The organism is Streptomyces xinghaiensis S187 (genome assembly GCF_000220705.2).
Taxonomy (GTDB): domain Bacteria; phylum Actinomycetota; class Actinomycetes; order Streptomycetales; family Streptomycetaceae; genus Streptomyces; species Streptomyces xinghaiensis.
This window is the reverse complement of the sequence record NZ_CP023202.1, coordinates 5,334,548-5,354,381: the sequence shown is the minus strand read 5'-3', so window position 1 is coordinate 5,354,381 and position 19,834 is coordinate 5,334,548. Positions and strand designations below refer to the sequence as shown.

Annotated in this window: 18 protein-coding genes and 2 pseudogenes; 15 read left to right on the top strand and 5 right to left on the bottom strand. The window is 72.5% G+C overall.

What is annotated here, in order from left to right; all coding sequences use genetic code 11:
* Window positions 1-2 precede the first annotated feature (2 nt).
* Window positions 3-887, bottom strand: a complete 885-nt coding sequence (locus SXIN_RS22840) for an aminoglycoside phosphotransferase family protein (RefSeq protein ID WP_019709278.1) — start codon at window positions 885-887, stop codon at window positions 3-5.
* Window positions 884-2,278, bottom strand: a complete 1,395-nt coding sequence (locus tag SXIN_RS22835; RefSeq protein ID WP_019709277.1) for a helix-turn-helix domain-containing protein — start codon at window positions 2,276-2,278, stop codon at window positions 884-886. Before SXIN_RS22835 ends, SXIN_RS22840 begins: the two co-directional genes overlap by 4 nt.
* Window positions 2,279-2,511: 233 nt before the next feature.
* Here SXIN_RS22835 and SXIN_RS22830 point away from each other — a divergent pair, with 233 nt between their 5' ends.
* The 6 genes from SXIN_RS22830 to fxlM all read left to right on the top strand — a co-directional run bounded on the left by SXIN_RS22830 (window position 2,512) and on the right by fxlM (window position 9,134).
* Window positions 2,512-2,919 carry an ATP-binding protein gene (locus SXIN_RS22830; protein WP_019709276.1) on the top strand — a complete coding sequence of 136 codons (408 nt, stop codon included), beginning with the start codon at window positions 2,512-2,514 and terminating at the stop codon, window positions 2,917-2,919.
* Between the two features lie 131 nt (window positions 2,920-3,050).
* Window positions 3,051-3,230 carry a hypothetical protein gene (locus tag SXIN_RS22825; RefSeq protein WP_039821488.1) on the top strand — a complete coding sequence of 60 codons (180 nt, stop codon included), beginning with the start codon at window positions 3,051-3,053 and terminating at the stop codon, window positions 3,228-3,230.
* Between the two features lie 135 nt (window positions 3,231-3,365).
* Complete coding sequence (locus SXIN_RS22820; protein ID WP_019709274.1) at window positions 3,366-3,548, top strand: FxLD family lanthipeptide; 183 nt, start codon at window positions 3,366-3,368, stop codon at window positions 3,546-3,548.
* 75 nt (window positions 3,549-3,623) lie between these two features.
* Window positions 3,624-6,668: a lantibiotic dehydratase gene (locus tag SXIN_RS22815; RefSeq protein ID WP_039821486.1), complete on the top strand. Its 3,045-nt coding sequence runs from the start codon at window positions 3,624-3,626 to the stop codon at window positions 6,666-6,668.
* Window positions 6,647-7,822, top strand: a complete 1,176-nt coding sequence (locus SXIN_RS22810; protein WP_095757442.1) for a lanthionine synthetase C family protein — start codon at window positions 6,647-6,649, stop codon at window positions 7,820-7,822. Before SXIN_RS22815 ends, SXIN_RS22810 begins: the two co-directional genes overlap by 22 nt.
* A 91-nt stretch (window positions 7,823-7,913) precedes the next feature.
* A complete protein-coding gene (gene fxlM, locus SXIN_RS22805; protein WP_019709271.1) occupies window positions 7,914-9,134 on the top strand; it encodes a methyltransferase, FxLD system in 1,221 nt (406 codons plus the stop codon).
* Window positions 9,135-9,251: 117 nt separating this feature from the next.
* On the opposite strand, the gene SXIN_RS22800 is transcribed toward fxlM, so the two are convergent.
* Window positions 9,252-10,094, bottom strand: coding sequence for a CDP-alcohol phosphatidyltransferase family protein (locus SXIN_RS22800; RefSeq protein WP_019709270.1), 843 nt, complete (start codon window positions 10,092-10,094; stop codon window positions 9,252-9,254).
* Window positions 10,095-10,354: 260 nt separating this feature from the next.
* On the opposite strand from SXIN_RS22800, the gene SXIN_RS22795 reads away from it, so the two are divergent.
* The 5 genes and pseudogenes from SXIN_RS22795 to SXIN_RS32455 all read left to right on the top strand — a co-directional run.
* Window positions 10,355-11,338 (top strand): zinc-dependent alcohol dehydrogenase, encoded by a 984-nt coding sequence (locus SXIN_RS22795; RefSeq protein WP_019709269.1) that lies wholly within the window; start codon window positions 10,355-10,357, stop codon window positions 11,336-11,338.
* A 211-nt stretch (window positions 11,339-11,549) separates the two neighbouring features.
* Window positions 11,550-11,948, top strand: a complete 399-nt coding sequence (locus SXIN_RS22790) for a 6-pyruvoyl trahydropterin synthase family protein (RefSeq protein ID WP_019709268.1) — start codon at window positions 11,550-11,552, stop codon at window positions 11,946-11,948.
* A 47-nt stretch (window positions 11,949-11,995) separates the two neighbouring features.
* The gene (locus SXIN_RS22785) at window positions 11,996-13,138 is read left to right on the top strand and encodes a glycosyltransferase family 4 protein (RefSeq protein ID WP_095758157.1); all 1,143 of its coding nucleotides are present in this window, start codon (window positions 11,996-11,998) and stop codon (window positions 13,136-13,138) included.
* A complete protein-coding gene (locus tag SXIN_RS22780; RefSeq protein ID WP_107501172.1) occupies window positions 13,128-14,189 on the top strand; it encodes a class I SAM-dependent methyltransferase in 1,062 nt (353 codons plus the stop codon). The genes SXIN_RS22785 and SXIN_RS22780 overlap by 11 nt, the downstream gene beginning before the upstream one ends.
* Window positions 14,190-14,218: 29 nt before the next feature.
* Window positions 14,219-15,181 (top strand): annotated as a pseudogene (locus SXIN_RS32455) (lysylphosphatidylglycerol synthase domain-containing protein); the annotation flags it as partial.
* 168 nt (window positions 15,182-15,349) lie between these two features.
* On the opposite strand, the pseudogene SXIN_RS32450 reads toward SXIN_RS32455, so the two are convergent.
* Together SXIN_RS32450 and SXIN_RS22770 are read right to left on the bottom strand one after the other, a co-directional pair.
* Window positions 15,350-16,021: pseudogene (locus SXIN_RS32450) on the bottom strand (RibD family protein); the annotation flags it as partial.
* Between the two features lie 59 nt (window positions 16,022-16,080).
* Window positions 16,081-16,902 carry a creatininase family protein gene (locus SXIN_RS22770; protein WP_095757440.1) on the bottom strand — a complete coding sequence of 274 codons (822 nt, stop codon included), beginning with the start codon at window positions 16,900-16,902 and terminating at the stop codon, window positions 16,081-16,083.
* Window positions 16,903-17,125: 223 nt separating this feature from the next.
* On the opposite strand from SXIN_RS22770, the gene ribA reads away from it, so the two are divergent.
* From ribA to SXIN_RS22750, 4 genes are all read left to right on the top strand, one after another.
* A complete protein-coding gene (ribA, locus tag SXIN_RS22765; protein WP_019709266.1) occupies window positions 17,126-17,797 on the top strand; it encodes a GTP cyclohydrolase II in 672 nt (223 codons plus the stop codon).
* 258 nt (window positions 17,798-18,055) lie between these two features.
* Window positions 18,056-18,502, top strand: coding sequence for an SCP2 sterol-binding domain-containing protein (locus SXIN_RS22760; RefSeq protein ID WP_019709265.1), 447 nt, complete (start codon window positions 18,056-18,058; stop codon window positions 18,500-18,502).
* Window positions 18,503-18,509: 7 nt separating this feature from the next.
* A complete protein-coding gene (locus SXIN_RS22755; protein ID WP_019709264.1) occupies window positions 18,510-18,767 on the top strand; it encodes a hypothetical protein in 258 nt (85 codons plus the stop codon).
* On the top strand, window positions 18,764-19,792 hold the full coding sequence (locus tag SXIN_RS22750; RefSeq protein WP_019709263.1) for a chymotrypsin family serine protease: 1,029 nt from the start codon (window positions 18,764-18,766) through the stop codon (window positions 19,790-19,792). The genes SXIN_RS22755 and SXIN_RS22750 overlap by 4 nt, the downstream gene beginning before the upstream one ends.
* Window positions 19,793-19,834: the final 42 nt, after the last annotated feature.

The window sequence follows — 19,834 nt, the reverse complement described above, 5'->3', positions numbered from 1 at the left end:
CACTACATAATCCCCGTCCACTTCCAGGGGCGCGGCCCACGCCGACCACGGAGGCAGTCCACGCGATACTGCGCTTCCTTCGTCCACTCCGGCCGGGTGGCGGCGTGCTGGGCCGCGTAGGTGGCCATGCGCAACTCGCGGGCACTGGAAAGCAGTTCGTACCCCTCCCGCTCCGTCACATCTACGCCGTACAAGGCGCAGAACTCTGCGTACTCGGGGGGGCTCACGGCGCCGGTCGTGGTGAGCTTCACCGCGGTGGAGACCAGGTCCCACTCCGGTGGGCCCACGGACACCCGCTCGAAGTCCAACAGGATCGGACCGCGGGCCGTCCGGGCGACGTTGCCCACCCACGCGTCACCGTGCACGACGCAGTCGGGAAGTCCGGAGGGACGCCGGATCCACTGGCGTTGCAGCTCCTCACGCCGTTGCCGGAGCCATGACCGGTCATACTCGGTCAGGGACGTGGCGGCGTCGATCCTCTCCGACACACGGACGAATGGGTCGAGGTCGCCCAGTGGGAAGTCGGGAACCGGTAGCGGATGAAGCCTTTTGAGGAGCTGCACCACGTCGCGGACGGTGCCGTTTGTGTGCGCTGGTAGTTCCTCCCAGAAGGTCACCGGGCGCCCGCTGACCTCGACCGGCTGGTCGACCGGCAGCGCGCGAACGGCTGGCACGTCGTTGTCGGCCAGCCACTGTGCGACGCTCACCTCTCGGACAGCTGCTGCCCACTGACCGGGGCGCGCGATGCGTACGATGGCGCGCTGACCCGGCAGACGCCATATCTCGTTCTCCGCGATGCGGATCGGCTCGGCGGCAGAAGGATCGAGCCCGGCCGCGGAGCAGGCTGCGGCCAGGACCGCGGATGAAGCGTGGGCCGAGATCGTCATGCCTGCAACGTAGCGGCGATTCGTTCGCGCAGGTACGCCACTTCGGGGGTGCGACGGTGCCGGGCGGCGAACCGGTTGAGTTCCTTCAGGTCATCCGCGGCCCGCCGGGAGGTCAGGTGGCCGGCGTCCGTGAGGGCCTGGTGGCCGATGGCTGTGGCCTGTTGCGGGTCGCCTTTGGCCATCAGAAGGCTCGCCAGCTTCGTACCGGAGATTGCGCGCGAGCGGGCGTATGCGTCGTCGTGGCCTTCGATGGCGGTCTCGAAGCGCCGACTGGCCTGTCCGGGGTTCTGGTCCTTCAACAGGACCAGGTCGTACAACGCGTGTGCGGTGTCCCCATCGTGCTGGGCTTCGTTGTAGTACGCCATCCAGGGTGGATCGTCCTGCGGGTTGGACCTCGCGAAGGCGTCGTCGGCGGCGCCGACGGCCGCCGTGGCGCCGCCGATGTCGCCCATCTTTCCGAAGGCGCGAGCGCGGGCCGTGTGCAGCATGGCCTGGATGGTCGGTGTGAGCCGGTCGGCTCGGACGAGGCCCTTCTCCGCGTAGGTGAGGCCTGTGTCCGGGTCGCCGATCCAGACGGCCTGTCGGGCGAGGAAGGAGAACACCTTGGCGCGCAGGTGCCAGTCGTTGGCCTCCTCGGCACAGTCTGCGGAGATCTTGAAAGCGATGCGGGCGTCGTCGTGTGCGTAGGCGTCGAAACGGGATGCGCCGACCACGACGCCCAGGCGTGCGACAGCGGTGTAGAGCGGGGCGCGGAGCTGCTCGGGGCAGGGGACGGTGAGCAGACGGACTGCCCACTCCATGGCTCGGCCGGCGAGAACGCCAACGAGCCCTCCGCCGCCGTGAGCGTTGTCCCGGCGGTGGATGTCTTCAGCCACGCTGAGGACTGCCGTGATGTCCTTGGGGCGAATTTTGGTGGGTGGCTCGTGCGGGGTGGTGGAGGCGACGAGCGCGGCAAGGTCTATCGATGCGATGGCGGCCAGACTGCTGTTGGCCAGGAAGGCGCGACGGTCCACAGGCTCAGTGCTCCCCAGCGGCGACGAAGTCTCTCTGCCCAGGATGCGGCCTTGGTGTGCCTGAACGGTGCCCTCCATCGAGGGGCCGGCATTCTTTTCCGTTTCACGACGGCGCTTTTCCGATTCGCCGGACACCATCCCCCAGGCGCGGGTGAGCACGCCGCCGGTCGTCAACACCTCGTCCAAACGCTCCGCCAGGTCGCGGCGGCACGAGGCCCGGCCCTTCTCCACCTTCTCGATGAGGGAGGGGCTGGCCTGCACCAACGGGCCTAACGAGGACGCCGAGTGGCCACGCTTCTTCCTCCAGTACCGCACCTCGTGGCCGAACCAGTCTCGCGGCGAGGCGTCGGGAGTCAGCTGCTTTTCGGGTCGCGGCATGACGGGGGTTCCCTGGGTCCTGAAACGGAAAGTCGAGCTTTCCGTTTCTGCATCTGCACGTTCGGGCTTCGGTCTGACTCAATGGTTGCTGACCGATCACGCACCAGTACACACCGCAGTCGGGCCTCTCGCGTGAGGTTCGCCCAGAACGAAGTGGATCTGGAATGGCCAGTCTCCTTGCTCACCCCACCGCTGCAACCGGCGTGCGCGGAACGACGCGCGCTACTGCGGGCATGCTGGAGATGGACTACGACGTGACGCCGCTGTCGGTGCGGATCGCGCGGGTCCTAGTGAGCGCGCACTTGCGCCTGTGGGGCATGGAGAAGCTGGTCGACACCGGGGCTCTTGTCGTCTCCGAGCTGCTGGCCAATGTCCTGCACCACGCTCGGCCGGACCGCGATGGGCGACGCAGCGCTCTCATCACCGTCACCCGCACTCCTGATGGGGTGGCGCTCTGCGTGCACGACGACGACCCATCGCTGCCGCAACGCCGTTGCGCCGGCGATGAGGACGAGGACGGCCGCGGTCTCCAGCTCGTCAGCGTCATCGCGGACCAGTTCGGCGTGTTCCGCACTCCCAGTGGCGGCAAGGACGTCTGGCTCACCCTGCTGAGCCCTCGCGAGCCGAAGGCCGCCCCGTGAGCATGCCGACGGCGCCCCGCCGCAACCCCGCTCTCAACCACACGACAGCCCACGCCGGGCGGAGGCAGCACCGAATGACCCGCAGCGCGATACAGGCCGGAGGCGAACGGCTTACTCACACAGGGAGCAGCGTGAGCCCGGAGAAACCGGCGGCTGCCTCACTGACCACATTGGCCCGCCTCTGGCATGTGCTGCGTCACCCCCGCTGGTACGCCCGCCGGTGCGGCTTCGGCACGTTCCAGATCCTCGTTCTGCCCGCGGTGACGACCGGGAGCCTGCTCACGGCTCTGTATCTCGGCCACCCGCGGTAGCCCACTCGACGGGCATCAAGTCCCCCTCCTCGGCCATCGATTCGACTCGTTCCCCACGGGGCCCGGGCCGGCCGGGGAAGGGCTGCACACCGGCCAGCCGGCCGACAGCAATCATCACCCAGAAGGGATGTAGGCATGGCTCCTGCTGCTGTCCTGACCAAGCCGATCGCGGAGACCACCACGGCTCCGGCGGAGGACCCGTTCGACGTCCAGGTGGAGGTCGTCACCGAGATCGACGCCGAGCAGCTGCCGCAGGCCTGCGGCACCGGCGACGGCTGCAAGTCCACCTGCGCGTCCTCGTGCGCCAGCGCCGTGTGACGTACGGCCGCTGACGTGGGGCCGGGGGCACTCCCCCGGCCCCACCCCCTTCCGAACACAACGGCGGAGACACCGATGGGCAAGCACACCAGGGTCTACCAGCACACAGGGGCAGCGCTGCTGCGCGCCGCCGCGGCACCGCTGACGGCACTCCCCTCGTCATGGCCGGACCCACACGACACAGACGCGGTAAGCGATTGGCTGCGAGACGTCTGCCGCCAACGGGTGTTCGCCGACGCGATCCGGCAAGCGAGCGGCGATCTGGCCGCGCGGCTGAACGACATCGTCAGCGGACGCCCCGTGCACCCCAGGCAGATACGGCGTGCCTACCTCGCCACCGTCTCCTACGTTCTGCGCGCCACCGGGCGCCCGACGCCCTTCGGCCTCTTCGCTGGGGTAGCGGCCGCCGGAATCGACAGGCAGCCGCACGTGCGGTGGGGCGACGCTCACCGTGCCGTCATCCGGGCAGACACCGAATGGCTGGACGACGTCTGTACCCGCCTGGAGTCCATCCCGGAGCTCCTGGACCGCCTGAGCGTCATTCTGAACTCCCTGGCCATGCCCCGCGGGGACCGACTGCACGTCCAGCATGGGGGTCCGAGGGGCGCCTCCGTCCGGCGCAGCCGCGTCGTACGACTCATCGAGAAGCACACCACTCGCCCTGTTCGCGTCACCACGCTGCTCGCCGAGCTCGACAGGGTGTTCCCGGAAGCCGATCCCACACGTGCGCGGGCGCTGATCGCCTCCCTCATGGCACAGAAGTTCCTCCTGACGAACCTGCGGGCCCCGATGACCGAGACCGATCCGCTGGGCCACCTCGCCGGCGAGCTCAAGGCCATCGACGCGGACAGTGTGCCCTCCGCGGCCGGCATCCTCGATGGTCTCCTGGCCGTGCAAGAAGCCTTCCGGGAGCACAACACGGCCCCCGCCCGCGACCAGCACATCGCGCGCGAGGCAGCCGTGAGGAACTGCCGCAACGTCTCGGCGGCGGCACGCAGCCCGATCGCCGCCGACCTGGTCCTGGACGCCGACGTGCGGATCCCCCGCAGCGTCGTAGGGCAGATGGAACGGGCTGCCGACGCGCTGCTGCGCCTCACGCGACAGCCGGCCGGCCAAGGCGTGTGGCGGGACTATCACGCCGCGTTCTGGGAGCGTTACGGCACCGGCACCCTCGTGCCGGTCAAGGACGTCATCGACCCGGTGGCCGGGCTCGGCTACCCGGCCGGGTACCCGGGCAGCCGGAGACTCGCCGCGAGGCCGGTGGTGTCCGAGCGGGACGGGCGCCTGCTCGCCGTGGCATGGGAGGCAGCCACTGCCGGCAGCCGCGAGATCGTGCTCACCGAGGAGCTGGTCGACCGGATCGCGGGGGCGCCTGCGGTGAGCGATGCAGCACCCTCCTCCGTCGAGATGTGCGCCCGCGTCCACGCCCGCGACCTGCAGGCCCTGCAAGACGGCCACTTCACGGTCACGGTCACACCGGCACGAAGCGCAGGGACGCTCACCTCCCGGTTCACCCCGGTCGCCACCGGCTCCGGCCTCGAAGAGGTGTACCGCCAAGTCCCGCCCACTATTGAAGGCGCGCTCACTGCCCAGCTCTCCTTCCCGGGCCTGTACGCCCACATCGAGAACGTCGCGCGTATCCCTGCCTACCTGCCTCGCGCGATCTCCCTGGGAGAACATCGCCCCGCCGGTGAGAAGGTCGAGGTCATCGACGTCGACGACCTCGCCGTCACCGCCACTGCCAACCGCCTGTACCTCGTGAGCCGTTCGCGCCGCCGGGTCATCGACCCGCAGGTCTTCCACGCGATGGCGCTGGAGAAGCAGCCGCCGCTCCTTGCCCGCTTCCTCGCCCACCTGACCCGGGCCTTCGGCCCCGCCTGGACCGGGTTCGACTGGGGCCCGCAAGCCGAGCGGCTACCGTTCTTACCGCGCGTGCGCTACGACAAGACCATCCTGTCGCCGGCCCGCTGGTACCTGTCCGCCGACAGCCTTCCCCCTGCCAAGGAGGACAGCGGCCAGTGGATGGACGCCCTCACCTCCTGGCGGAAGATGTGGCAGTGCCAGGGGCCCGTCGAGCTACGCGACGACGACCGTGCCCTCCGACTGATGCTCGACGTGCCCGCACATGCCGCAATCCTTCGGGAGCACCTCGACCGTAACGGCCAGGCCGTACTCACCGAGACACCGCCGGAGGACGGATTCGGCTGGATCGGCGGCCGTGTCCACGAGGTGGCCGTGCCCATGACCAGCACCCGGCCACCCTCACCCAATCCCCTCACCGGTCGCCTGCCCGTGCAGCGCAACAGCACGCTCGGCCCCCTCCCCGCCGCACCCGCCGCGCCCTGGGTGAACGTGCAGCTGTACGCACACCCCGATCTCCATGACGAGCTGATCGCCCAGGACGTGGCCACCTTCGCCCCACGTCTGCAGGATCACCCTGACTGGTGGTTCATCCGATACCGGACCCCACACGGTGCGGACCACATCCGCCTCCGCGTTCGTGCCGCGAGCGCCGGCCAGCGCAGCGCCCACACCGAAGCCATCGGCACCTGGGCGGCGACACTGCACAACCGCGGCATGATCAGTGACCTGGCGTTCACCACCTACACCCCCGAAATCGGCCGTTACGGCAGCGGTCGCACCTTGGCCCGCGCGGAAGCCGTGTTCGTCGCCGACTCGTACCTCGCAGCCACGGCCCTCGCAGGCACCACAGCCCCAGGCGCCCACGGTCACGCGCTCACGGCCGTCGGCATGGTCGACATCGCTTGCGGCCTGCTCGGTGATGACGAGGGCCTGCGCCGGCTGGCCAAACGCCCGGTATCAGCCGCCGCTGGACGCGCTGCGACCAACCAGGCCATCGATCTCATCCGAGCCGGAAACCCAGCCGCACGCGGCTGGTCCGCCGCCCTCGCCGACGCGTGGCACCACCGCGGTGAGGCCCTCGCCCGCTACCGCGAGCTTCTGGAGGACGGTATGGACGTTGATACGGTGCTGGAGTCGCTGCTGCACATGCACCACAACCGGATGCGCGGCGTCAACCGCGACGACGAGAAGACCTGCCGCCGCATCGCCCGCCAGACTGCCATCGCGTGCCTCGCATGGCCGGAGGCACACCAGTGAACCCCACGGCCCAGGCAGCGCCCGGCTGGCCGCAGTCCCTCTACGCAGGAGCCGCCGGCACCACCCTCTTACAAGCGATCAAAGAGCTTGTGGGCGTGGGCGATACGGAAGCGATGCGAGCATGCGCCGAGTCCATGTTCCGTTTGCCGATCATGGCGGGCCCCGAGGGATTCGGGCTGTACGAGGGCGCCCCAGCAGTCGCCTACGTCCTCACCTTCACGGACACCCCCTCCACCGAGCGGCTCCTGTCTGTCCTCGACGACCATGTACGGCGCATGACGACCTCGCGGCTGGAAGCCGCCCGCGCCCGGCTGGAGAGCGGGAGGACCGCGAAGACGGCCGAGTTCGACCTGATCAGCGGACTGGCCGGCTTCGGCGTCTACCACCTGCGCCGGGGCAACGCCGGTGAGCTGCACGGCATCCTGTCCCACCTCGTCCAGTTGACCGAGCCCATCATCGTCGACGGGCAGACACTGCCCGGCTGGTGGAGCATCAGCGAAGCGCGGACCGCGTGGCCGGCCGGCGGGCACGCCAACTTCGGTCTCGCCCACGGCATCACCGGGCCTCTTGCGCTTCTCGCCACCTCCTCTTTGCGCGGTTACACCGTGCCCGGCCAGGAACGCGCCATGACTCGCATCTGCCAGTGGCTGGACGACTGGAAGACCGGCGACGGGCGCTCCTCCCATTGGCCGGAGTGGATCGACTTGCAGGAGCAGCGACGCGGCAGTACCGCGGGCACGGGCCCGAAGCGACCGTCGTGGTGCTACGGCACTCCGGGGATCGCCCGTGCGCTGCAGCTCGCCGGGCGCGCGCTCGGCGACACCGCGCTCCAAGAGCACGCGGAGCAGGCACTCGCCGGATGCCTGCTGGACCCGCAACAGCTCGCCCTGCTTACCGATGCCTCCTTGTGCCACGGGTGGTCCGGGCTCATACAGGCGACCCGACGCGCTGCCGAGGACGAGAAGGACGGACAGCTCTCCGACCTGCTCCCAAGACTCTGGGCCGGGCTCACGACGCACATCGAAGAGCACGGCCCACCGGCCCGCTCCACGCTCATGGAGGGCACCGCGGGACTGGACCTGGTCCACCTCAACGACTCCAAGCTCGCCACCCCCGAGAGGAGTTGGGATCTCTGTTTGCTGTTGAGCGGCTGACCCGATTCACCACCACTTCCCACCACCACGACGCAGCTAAGCTCTGCCCGCACTCCGCCAGGACGAGCCGGGCGCTCCCGGAAGGACATGTATGACTCAGCACAGCACTCCCCAGGAACTGCGCAACCGCCTGGTCGACCAGATCGTGAAGGCCGGCCTCCCGGGCCTCTACGACGCCCGGGTCGAGGACGCGATGCGCACGGTCCCCCGGCACGACTTCATTCCCCAGGCGTCTCTGGAACTGGCCTACGCCAACCAGGCCGTAACGATCAAGGACAACCCGGACCCCGACGCCCTGCCCCTCAGCTGCGCCTCACAGCCCGACGTGGTGTTCTTCATGCTCGCCCAGCTGGACATCCAGCCGGGCAACAACATCCTGGAAGCCGGCGCGGGCACCGGCTACAACGCCGCGCTCATGCGACACCTCACCGGCCCCACCGGGAACGTCACCACGCTGGACTACCACGAGGACGTCGCCGCCCACGCGCGGCAGCGGCTCGACGCGACCGGCTTCAGCGACGTGCGGGTCCTCACGCGCGACGGCGCCCTCGGAGCCCCCGAATACGCGCCGTTCGACCGGCTGATCGCCACCGTCGGCGTATGGGACCTGCCCGCAGCATGGTGGGATCAGCTGGCCATCGGTGGCCGCCTGGTACTTCCGCTGCGCTGGCGCGGCCTGACCCGCAGCATCGCCTTCCTCCGCGAAGCCGACTCCCTGCGCTCGGAGTCCCTGGCCACCTGCGGCTTCCTGCCGATGATCGGCCAGGACGGCGAACGTGAGGGCTACGTCGACGAGGACCACCTGGTCAAGCTGTACTGGGACGCCGACCAGCCCATCCACGCGCTCAGCCTGCGCAAGGGCCTGGCCGAGGCGAAGGAACACCTCTTGTGGACCAACGTAGCCGTCGCACCGGACGAACCCCTCGACGGTATCTGGCTCCGCCTCAGCGCAGTGGATCCGGCGACCTGCCGCATCACCGTCCGCCCCGAGGCCTTCGCCGGCGCCGCCGGCCTCCGTCGCCCGGCCATCCCCGCACTGAGCCCTGCCCTGGTCGAAGGCGACTCCCTGGCCTACCTGGTTCTCGAACCGGTGGACGTTCAGGGCAGCGAGCGGTATCGGCTGGGCGCCGCCGGGTACGGGCCGGCCGGCCAGGAACTGGCCGAGCGACTGGGCGTGCAGCTGCGCGCCTGGGATGACGACCGCACCCTGCCACCGTCGATCACCGCCTACCCGGCGGGAACCCCCGACGAGAAGATGCCCGGCGGACACGTCATCGACAAGCCATCCGTCCGCTTGGCCATCACGTACTGATTCTCCCCTCCACCTGGCGGGGCAGTCGGCGCAACAATGCGGCCACTGCCGCGTCGTGGCGGACATCCACCGCTACATGCCCTGACCTCGGAAGATCACAACCCGGTGAATCCGGTCTCAGACGCTCTCCGCCGCTGTGCCCCGTACGACCACGGCCCCGGCACCCCGGCGGGCCCTGCCCCGTGCCGCCGTACCCCGCTCCGTCACGCCGCCGCCGTTATCCCCGGCCGGGACGTCATCGTCCCGGACCCGGAACCGCCACAGCGTCCCGATGTCCCGGCCGAACGACCACACCAGCAGCGCCAGCGCTCCCAGCACCGTGCCGAACGCGACCGCGTACGGGAGGAGTCCGGAGCCGGCCGCGAGCAGCGCCACGCCCTGCAGCGCGGCCACCGTCTTCCGCGCCATGCTCGGCGGGAGCGGCCCGTTCAGCCACGGCATCACCCGGGCCGCCGCGACGAAGCCGTAGCGCATGGCGCCGATCAGCAGCACCCAGCCGCCCAGGGCCATGGCGTCGTAGAGGCTGAGCACCAGGATCAGGAAGGCGTCGGCCTCCATGTCGAAGCGGGCTCCGAGGGGGGAGGCCGTTCCGGTGCGCCGGGCCACCTGCCCGTCCACCGCGTCCAGGCTCAGCGCCACCGCGGTGAGCGCGACGAGCGTCCCCACCGGCACCGGTCCGGTGAAGGAGTCCGCGACGAGCGCGGTCACCCCTCCGACGAGCGTCGTACGGGCCAGGGTGACGGCGTTGGCCGGCCCGAACGGCCTGGGGGGCCAGGACCGGTGCAGGGCGCGGGTGAGCAGGGCCCAGGTGCCGACCGTGAACGCCAGGCCCGTCAGCCACCCCGCGAGCCCCAGTCCGGCCACCGTGTCGAGAAGGACCAGCAGAAGGATCTGCGCGCCCGCCCCCGCGGTCGTCTCCTGGCGCAGGAGCCTCGTTTCGCATAGGTCGCTCAGGGCCACCGCGCATCCTCCCGCTGTGTGTGCTTGTCGGCTGTGTGCTTGTGCTGTGTGCTTGTCGGCTGTGTGCTTGTGCTGTGTTCCGTGTCCGCCGCCGGTCCGCGTTCCGCTCCCGGCGCCGTGCCGGTGCGGAGGTGCGAACCGGTCCCGGCCGGGTCCGGCCGGGAGGTGACGCTGTGACAGAGTCGGACCGCCGCGTACCGTGTGCGGCCTCGCGTTCAATAACGTGAGCCAGCAGCCCAGCGTTCACCAGGAGGACGCCGATGCCGCGCACCGCCCGCGCCTTCTGGCTCAACTCGCCCGGCCACGGGGAGATACGGGACGTCACCCTGCCCGAGCCGGCCGACGGCGACGTCGTCGTGCGCGCGCTCTACTCGGGCGTCAGCCGCGGCACGGAGAGCCTCGTCTTCCGCGGCGGTGTGCCGGAGAGCCAGCACACCGCCATGCGGGCGCCCTTCCAGGAGGGCGCGTTCCCCGCTCCCGTCAAGTACGGCTATCTCAGCGTCGGCCTCGTCGAGGAGGGGCCGGAACACCTGCTCGGCCGTACGGTCTTCTGCCTCTACCCGCACCAGAGCCGGTACGTCGTCCCGGCGAGCGCCGTGACCCCGGTGCCGGACACGGTCCCCGCCGCCCGGGCCGTGCTCGCCGGCACGGTGGAGACGGCGGTGAACGCCCTGTGGGACGCGGCGCCGCTGGTCGGCGACCGGATCGCCGTCATCGGGGCCGGCATGGTCGGCTGCTCCGTCGCCGCCCTGCTCGCCCGCTTCCCGGGCGTCCGCGTCCAGCTCGTCGACGCCGATTCGTCCCGCGCCGCCGTCGCCGAGGCGCTGGGCACCGGGTTCGCCCTCCCGGGGGACGCCCTGGGCGACTGCGATCTCGTCGTCCACGCCAGCGCCAGCGAGGCCGGGCTCGCGCGGGCGCTGGAACTGCTCGCCCCGGAGGGCACGGTCCTGGAGCTGAGCTGGTACGGCGACCGGCGGGTCGCCCTGCCGCTCGGCGAGGCCTTCCACTCCCGCCGGCTGACCGTGCGCGCCAGCCAGGTGGGCACGGTCTCCCCCGCCCGCGCCTCCCGCCGCGGCTACGCCGACCGGCTCGCGCTCTCCCTCGGCCTGCTCGCCGACCCCGCCCTCGACGCCCTCGTCTCCGGCGAATGCGCCTTCGAGGAACTGCCGGCCACGCTCGCCCGGATCGCCTCGGGCGAACTCCCCGGGCTGTGCCACCGCGTCCGGTACGACCCACCCGCGTGAGCCGTCCCGCGCGCCGGCCGGGATGAGCCGCCCCGCGTGAGCCGCCCGCGTGCGCCGTCCCCCGCGTCACCGGCCGCACGCGGCACCACCGCCGCCGCAGCGCGCCGGAATTCTCCGCGGCCCGGGCTTTGAACAGGAGTTACGCTCCGGCCGTACTGCATGGCACGGCCCGGCAGCGGGCCGCACAGCCCAGAGACCTGGAGGTCGGTCGTTGTTCAGCGTCACCGTCCGTGAGCACCTGATGGTCGCTCACAGCTTCCGCGGCGAGGTCTTCGGACCCGCGCAGCGTCTGCACGGCGCGACGTTCCTCGTGGACGCCACCTTCCGCCGTACGGACCTGGACGCCGACAACATCGTCGTCGACATCGGCCTGGCCACCAGTGAACTGGGCGCCGTGGTCGGGGAGTTCAACTACCGCAATCTCGACGAGGTGCCCGAGTTCGCCGGCGTCAACACCTCGACGGAGTACCTGGCCAAGGTCATCGCCGACCGGCTGGCCGACAAGGTGCACGCCGGGGCCCTGGGCGAGGGCGCCCGCGGCCTGAGCGGCATCTCCGTCACCCTGCACGAATCCCACATCGCCTGGGCGAGTTACGAGCGGACGCTGTGAACGGGGCCGCCACCACCACCCCGCCCGCGCGCTCGGTGCACGTGGTGATGCCGGGAGACGTGGCCGACCCGTCCGCGCCGAGCGGCGGCAACGTCTACGACCTCCGCGTCTGCCGCGACCTGCCCCGCCTCGGCTGGCAGGTCCACCCGCACGCCGTCGACGGCGGCTGGCCGCGGCCGGGCCCCGGCGCGCGCGCCGAACTGGCCCGCGTCCTGCGGGAACCGGCGGACGGCAGCCTCGTCCTGCTCGACGGGCTGGTCGCCTGCGCCGTGCCCGAGATCGTCGTCCCGGAGGCCGAACGGCTGCGCCTCGCCGTGCTGCTGCACCTGCCGCTGGGCGACGAGACCGGGCTCGACCCGGCGACGGCCGCCGAGCTGGACGCCGCCGAGCGGGAGACCCTCCGGGCCGTGCCGGCCGTCGTCGCCACCAGCCAGTGGGCCGCCGGCCGGCTGGTGGAGCAGCACGGGCTCGCGCCCGCCCGGGTCCACGCCGCCGCGCCCGGGGCGGACATCGCCCCGCTGGCGCCGGGCACGGACGACGGCCCGCGCGGACACGGCGCCAGAGGACCGGACGGTGCCGGGAGCGGCGCGGACACGGGCGCCCCGCGTCTGCTGTGCGTCGCCTCGGTGACCCCGCGCAAGGGCCAGCACCGGCTGGTCGAGGCCCTGGCCGGCGTCACCGACCTGCCGTGGAGCTGCCATCTCGTCGGCGGCCTGGACCACGACCCCGCCTACGTCACCCGGCTGCGGAAGCTGATCGCCGAACTCGGCCTCGGCGACCGGGTCCGGCTCACCGGCCCCCGCACCGGCGCCGCCCTGGACGCGAGTTACGCCGCCGCCGACCTGTTCGTGCTGACCTCGTACGCCGAGACGTACGGCATGGCGGTGACCGAGGCGCTCGGACGCGGCGTCCCCGTCCTGGCGACGGCCGTCGGCGGCGTCCCGGAGGCCGTCGGCCACACACCCGACGGCTGCCGGCCCGGCGCCCTCGTACCGCCGGACGAACCCGCGGTGCTCACCGCCGCCCTGCGGCGCTGGCTCTCCGAGCCCGGCGTGCGCGACCGGTGGCGGACCGCCGCGCGGCGCCGGCGCGATGCCCTGGCCGGCTGGGAGACGACCGCGCGGAACCTGGCCGCGGTGCTGGAGGAGCTCCGGCTCCGTACGGAACTCCGGAGGACCCATGCCTGCTGAGACCGAGCCCGTGACCGTGCGCGACACCCCGGCCGGCGGCCCGGCCACGGGCGGAGACCCGTCCGGGAACCCGGCCGTGGCGAGCCCGGCCGGTACCGGGAGCCTCGACGGCGCCGGTCCCGGCACCGCGGCCGGGGACGGGGCGCCCCGCTACGCCCCCGAGTGGCTGGCCCTGCGGGAGAGCGCCGACGCCGCCGCCCGCGCGCCGCGGCTGCTCGGCCCGCTGGTCCGGCACTGGGCGGGCGGACGGGACGGGGAGGAGGGACAGCCGCGGCAAGCCGGCCGTCCGGAGCGGCGGGGCCCGCTGGTGATCCGCGACCTCGGCTGCGGCACCGGCTCCATGAGCCGCTGGCTCGCGCCCCGGCTGTCCGGGCCGCAGCACTGGATCCTCCACGACCACGACCCGGAGCTGCTGGAGCTGGCCGCCGAGCGGATGCCCCGCACGGCCGCCGACGGCAGCCCCGTCACGGTCGGGACCGAACAGGGGGACGCGACACTCCTGACCGCCGGCGTCCTCGCCGGCACCTCGCTCGTCACCGCTTCCGCCCTGCTCGACCTGCTGACCCGCGAGGAGGTGGACGCGCTCGCCGCGTCCTGCGCCGCCGCCGGCTGCCCGGCGCTGCTGGTGCTGTCGGTCGCCGGACGGGTCGAGTTCTCCCCGGCCGACCCGCTGGACGGTGAGATCGCCGACGCCTTCAACGCCCACCAGCGCCGGGCCGTGGACGGCCGCCGGCTCCTCGGCCCCGACGCCGTCACGGAGGCCGCCGAAGCGTTCACGCGCCACGGTCTGACCGTGCGGACCGAGGCCAGCCCGTGGCGGCTGGGCCCCGGCGACCCCGCCGGCCCCGCCGGTGGTGGGCCGGCGCTGGCCGCCGAGTGGCTGCGGGGCTGGGTGGGTGCCGCCGTCGCACAGCGGCCGGAGCTGACGGAGCCCGCGGAGACGTATCTGCGGCGCCGGCTGGAGTCGTGCGCGGCCGGCGAGCTGCGGGCGGTCGTCCACCACAGCGACCTGCTGGCCCTTCCCGTCCCCCCGGCGGGCGGTACGCCGTGATCCCGCACGCGCTCCGGAACCGCCTCGGCATGATCGGCGGTCTCGCCATCCTCGCCGTCCTGCTGTGGCAGCTGGGGACCGGCGCCTTCCTGGACGGCGTGCGGCGGCTCGACGCCGTCACGCTGCTGGCCGCGCTCGGCCTGGGCCTGCTGACCACCGTGTTCAGCGCCTGGCGCTGGTGCCTGGTGGCCAGGGGCCTGGGCATCCGGCTCAAGCTGGGCCGCGCGGTCGCCGACTACTACCGCTCGCTGTTCCTCAACGCGGCGCTGCCCGGCGGTGTCCTGGGCGATGTGCACCGCGCGGTGCGGCACGGGCGCAGCTCCGGCGACGTCGGCCGGGGCGTCCGCGCGGTCGTCCTCGAACGGTGCGCCGGGCAGGGCGTGCTGGTGGCGGTGGGCGTGGCGCTGCTGATCGCGCAGCCGTCCGCGGCACTGGCGGAGGCGGGGCGGTCCGTCTGGCGCCTGGTCACGGCACCGGGCGTCCCGCCGGCGCTCTCCGCGGCCGGTGCGGCGGTCCTGCTGCTCGTCCTCCGGCGCCGCCTGCGGCCGGGCCGCGCCCCGGAGGGAAACCCGGACGGAGCTTCCCCCGCGGGGCCGCACGGCTCACGCTGGGCCCGCGCCCTGCGCACCACGCTGGCCGAGGCGCGCCTCGGGCTGCTGGCCCGCCGCAGCTGGCCGGGCGTGGTGGTCTCGTCGGCCGTCGTCCTGGCCGGCTATCTGGGCATGTTCCTGCTGGCGGCCCGGGCCGCCGGAGCGACGGCCCCGGCGGCCGAGCTGCTGCCCCTGATGGTGCTGGCGCTGCTCGCGATGGCGCTACCGCTGAACGTCGCCGGCTGGGGTCCCCGGGAGGGCGTCACCGCGTGGGCGTTCGGTGCCGCGGGCCTGGGCGCCGCCCAGGGCCTGACCGTCGCCGTCGTCTACGGACTGCTGTCCTTCGCCGCGAGCCTGCCCGGTGTCGGTGTGCTGCTGGCCCAGTGGTGCGCCGGGCTGCGGCGCCCGCAGGTCGAGTTCGAAGAGGGTGTCCTCGCCGAGGACGGCTCGCCGGACCGGCGGGCGGAGCGCGTCGCGCATCAGCTCCGGGCCGGTGAACCGGAGCCCCGGGACGCCGTCCCCGAGGAGGACCGGCGCCACGGTGACGTAGAGCCGGTGCAGCGCCTCCTCGTGGAGGAAGCGCGACACGGTGACCCCGCCGCCCTCGACCAGGACGCGGCCGAGCCCGCGCCGCGCGAGCTCGTGCACCAGGCGGCGGGGGGCGAACGCGGCGCTGTCCGGGAGGACGAGCACGTCCACCCGGCCGCCGCCGCCCGCGCCGCCGGGCCCGCCGTGCCGCCCGTGCCCGCCGTGCCGCCCGTGCTCGCCGTCGCCGGCGCCCACCACCCACAGGGTCGGCGCCTCGCCGTCCTGGAACACCCGGAGTCCCGGCGGCACACGGCGGTGCGGATCGAGGACGACCCGTACCGGGTTGGTGCCCGCGCAGGCGCGGACCGTCAGCCGGGGATCGTCCGCGGCGGCGGTGCCGGAGCCGACGACCACCGCGTCGGCGAGCGCGCGCAGGCGGTGCAGATGCTCCCGGTCCTCCTCGCCGGTGACGTAGTCGGCGTCGCCGGTGCGGCTGGCGATGAACCCGTCCAGGCTCTGCCCCAGTTGCGCGAAGGTGAAGCGGGGGCCGGCGAGGCAGAGGGACAGATAGCGCTCGGCGAGGAGGGCCGCCCCGGGCGAGGCGTGCGGCCAGCGGCGCCGGCCGTCCGCGTCCGCGACCAGTCCGGCGGCTTCGGCGTCCGCCTCGCTCCGGACCCCGCACAACCGCTCCCAGGCTTCTGATGCGCCGAGCACACCCGCACCCGCACCCGGCTCTCCGCCGCGCTCCGCGCCGCGGCCCGCGTCCCCCGCGTTCACAGCGCCCCCCGCCCGGCGCCGTCACCGGACCGGGGCCCGGACCGGTCCGGCTCCGGCCGCGCGGGCTCCGGAACCCGTTCCGCCGCGCCCAGCACGGAAAGGTATTCCCCGAAGGAATCCACCAGTCCGGCCAGCAATTGCTTCCCTTTCTCCGCCGAAGCCATTGAGGGCCGGCCGATCACACCGGAACCGGTGTAAGGCCGCATACCGAGAGTGAGCAAATGCTGACGGTCGTCGGAGAGCCAATCAGAGGTCTCATATCCGGGGCGCACGAGCTCCGGATGCGCATGCAGCAGGATGGAGGTCTCCACTTCGCCCGCGTGCATATCGCTGCGCGAGGAGGTCACCACACCCGCCCGCTCGCGTGCGGCGTCCCAGTCGCCCGACCCCGGGAAAAGCGCCATGCGGGTTCCGCTGCCGGCGGACTCCTGAACGACGTTGCGCAGCACATAGTTTCCGCCGTGCCCATTCACCAGGACGAGATTCGTGACCCCGGAACGGCGGAGGGATTCCGCGATGTCCTTCACGACGGCGTAGAGCGTGGCGGCGGAAATGCTCACCGTCCCGGGCCAGTCGGCGTGCTCGTGCGAGCAGGAGACCGTCACCGGCGGCAGCAGCCGTACCGGGTGCGCTGCCGCGATCTCCCCGGCGACGGCACAGGCCACCACCGTGTCCGTGACCAGCGGAAGAAAGCGGCCGTGCTGCTCGAAACTCCCGATGGGGAGCACGGCGACGGCGGCTCCGCGGCTCCCCACGTCCTCCGTCGTGTCCAGCGGCAACAGCCCCGAAGCCGGCAGCCCCGTCCCCGAACCACTCATGTTTCCCGGCCCTTTCAGTATTTCTCCGACACACACGGCCGCGGCGGAACCGCCGTCCGGGACGGACCCGGAGCACACGGAACACCCACCGCACGCCGTCAACCCGAGCAGCCTACGCGGAAATCACGAACCCAACGACCGAACGTGACGAACAACAAAACCAGTTGATACTTTCTCACCGTTTCCGATTCCACCGCCAGGGTCTTACCGATAGGATCGAGCCATGACAGACAGTGATGTCGCGCTCCGCGACAGTGCTCTCGCTCCGGGTGTCGAACGCGTGGCACACGTCCGGCTTTCCACCGAGCACGGCGAATTCCTCGCCGTCGGCTACCTGGACCGCATTCGCGGCGACGAACAAATAGCGCTGGTATACGGCGATATCGAGGGCGAGGGCGCCCTCACCCGCCTGCATTCGGAGTGCCTGACCGGAGACGCCTTCGGTTCGAAGCACTGCGAGTGCGGAGACCAGCTCTCCGCCGCGCTCCGCGCCATCGTGGCCGAGGGCAGGGGCGTTCTCATCTACCTCCAGGGCCACGAGGGGCGCGGCATCGGCCTGCTGGCCAAGCTCAAGGCGATGGCCCTGCAAGCGGAGGGCCTCGACACCGTGGAGGCGAACCTCGCCCTCGGTCTCCCGGCCGACGCCCGCGACTACCGGGTGGCGGCGGAGATGCTGCACGATCTGGGGGTGCGCTCCGTCCGCCTGATGTCCAACAACCCCCTCAAGCGCGACGCCCTGCTCCGCCACGGCATCAGGATCGCCGAACAGGTCCCGCTGCTGATCCCGCCGCGCGAGGAGAACCTGGCGTACCTGGTCACCAAGCGCGAACGCTTCGGGCACCACCTCCCCCACCTGGACCTGGACCTGGACCGCGCGGCCGCTCCCCAGCCCTGACCGCCGGCCCCGCTCCCCGGTCCGTCCCCGGTCCGTCCCCCGGGCGCCTCACCCGAGCCCGCCCACCCGCACGCACGCGACGGCGCCACGCCGCGAGTCCGGTGCCCCGTGCCTCCGCGCACCGGGCCACACGTCACCCCGCGGCGTCCGCCGGCCACTCGGCCGGGTGAATTCCGCGTGCGAGGGCTGGTGGCCCCGCGCGCACCCCCGCAATGTGGGACGGAGTGCCCGGCCAGTACGACGACTTCCGAGGGGCCCATGACCGCATACGCCAAGCTCCGCCCGCTGACCGCAGTACGGCAGGCCGACGTGGGGCAGACCTTCCACCGGCTGGCCGACCTGCTGAGCGAGAGCGGCGAACAGGCCGTCGTCCGCTTCACCCTCCTCGCCCCCGCCGGAACCGGCGGGACCGGCCCGGGCGGCGCGGACCGCGCCGAGTCCGGGAGCGGAGGGGGCCGGCAGTGGACGCTGGTGCCGGCCAAGCGCAAGTACCGGGTGGTGGAGGGCGGCGCGGTGCCCGGCCCGCCCGATGTCGAGCTCGTCACCCGCGAGGATGCCTGGTGGGAGATCGCCGACGGCCGTCTGTCGCCGCTCGACGCCTTCACCGGGGGGCGGCTGCGCGTACTGGGCGACGCCGACCTGGCCGCCCGTCTGCTGCGGAAGGCGTCCGGTGGCACCGGCGTCTCCGTGATCTGCGGGGAGTGAGGCGGACATGGCCGTCGTGGACACAGTGGGCCGGGTGGAAGAGCTCAAGCTCTCCGACGGCTTCGGGTTCGTGAACATCCGGCGGGAGGAGGGCACTCCGACCAACGAACTGCTGATCATCTGGTTCGGTGACCGGTCCGAGGGCCCCGTGGCCCTCTTCACCACCGAGCTCTCCCTGGCCCTGGCCCGGGGCCTGCGCGTCAAACTCCTGCACGGCGACGACAGCGCCTACATCACCCGCGTCACCGTGCAGGCGCCCCCGTGATCCCCGGGGAGCGCGAGGAGGGGGGCGCCCGGGAGGAAGGGCCGCCGGACGGCCCCATCCCCCACGACCACCGCATCGACGTGGTCAAGGAGCGGTTCGCCGCCCGCCTCATGACCTACCCCAACGTCACGGGAGTGGGCGTCGGCCTGCGGATGCGGGCGGGCCGGCGCCTGTCCGAGCCGTGCGTCCGCGTCTTCGTGAGCCGCAAGGTGCCCGAGGCAGAACTCCGCGCGTCGGAGGTCCTGCCCCGCGAACTGGAGGGCGTCACCGTCGATGTCGTGGAGGGCGAGTTCACCCTCCTCCGCAACGGCGCCCCGCCGCTGCCACCGGAGCGCAGGAGGGCCCGCCACTTCCCCTTCGCCGTCCCCGGGACGAGCGTCGCGGGTCTGCGCGTTACGGCCGGCACGCTGGGCGCGGCGGTGTACGACGCGACCGGCGGGGGCTCGCAGCTCCTGCTCAGCAACTGGCATGTGCTGTGCGGGGTGCCGGACTGCGCCGCCGGCGAGGAGATCGTCCAGCCGGGCCCGTTCGACGGCGGCACGGCGCCCCGGGACACCGTCGCCCGCCTGCTCCGGTACGCCGACACCGACCGGGTGGACGCCGCCGTGGCCGTCCTCGACGGCAACCGCTTCCTCTCCGACGCCATCGCGGGCATCGGGCTGGTCAGCGGCGTCGGCGCGGCGGCGCTGGGGATGCGGGCCCGGAAGTCGGGGCGCACCACGGGCGTCACGGGCGGCATCATCGACGCGGTCGGTCTCGACGTGACGGTCGGCGGCCGGCTGTTCCGCGGGCAGTTCACCGTGGCGTCCGAGGACGGCGCCCCGGTCGTCGCGGGCGGCGACTCGGGAAGCCTGACGGTCGACGACCGCAACCGCGCGGTGGGCCTGCTCTTCGCCGGCCGCACCGACGGCGCCTACTGGATCGCCAACCCCATCGCCGACGTCATCGCCGCCCTGGGCATCCGCTTCACCCCGGACCCGCTGCCCCTGGACGCCGCCGTCCTCCTGACCGCCGCGGACTCCTGAGCGGACCGGGGCGACGGCGGGGCGTACGGGCCCCGTGCCGGA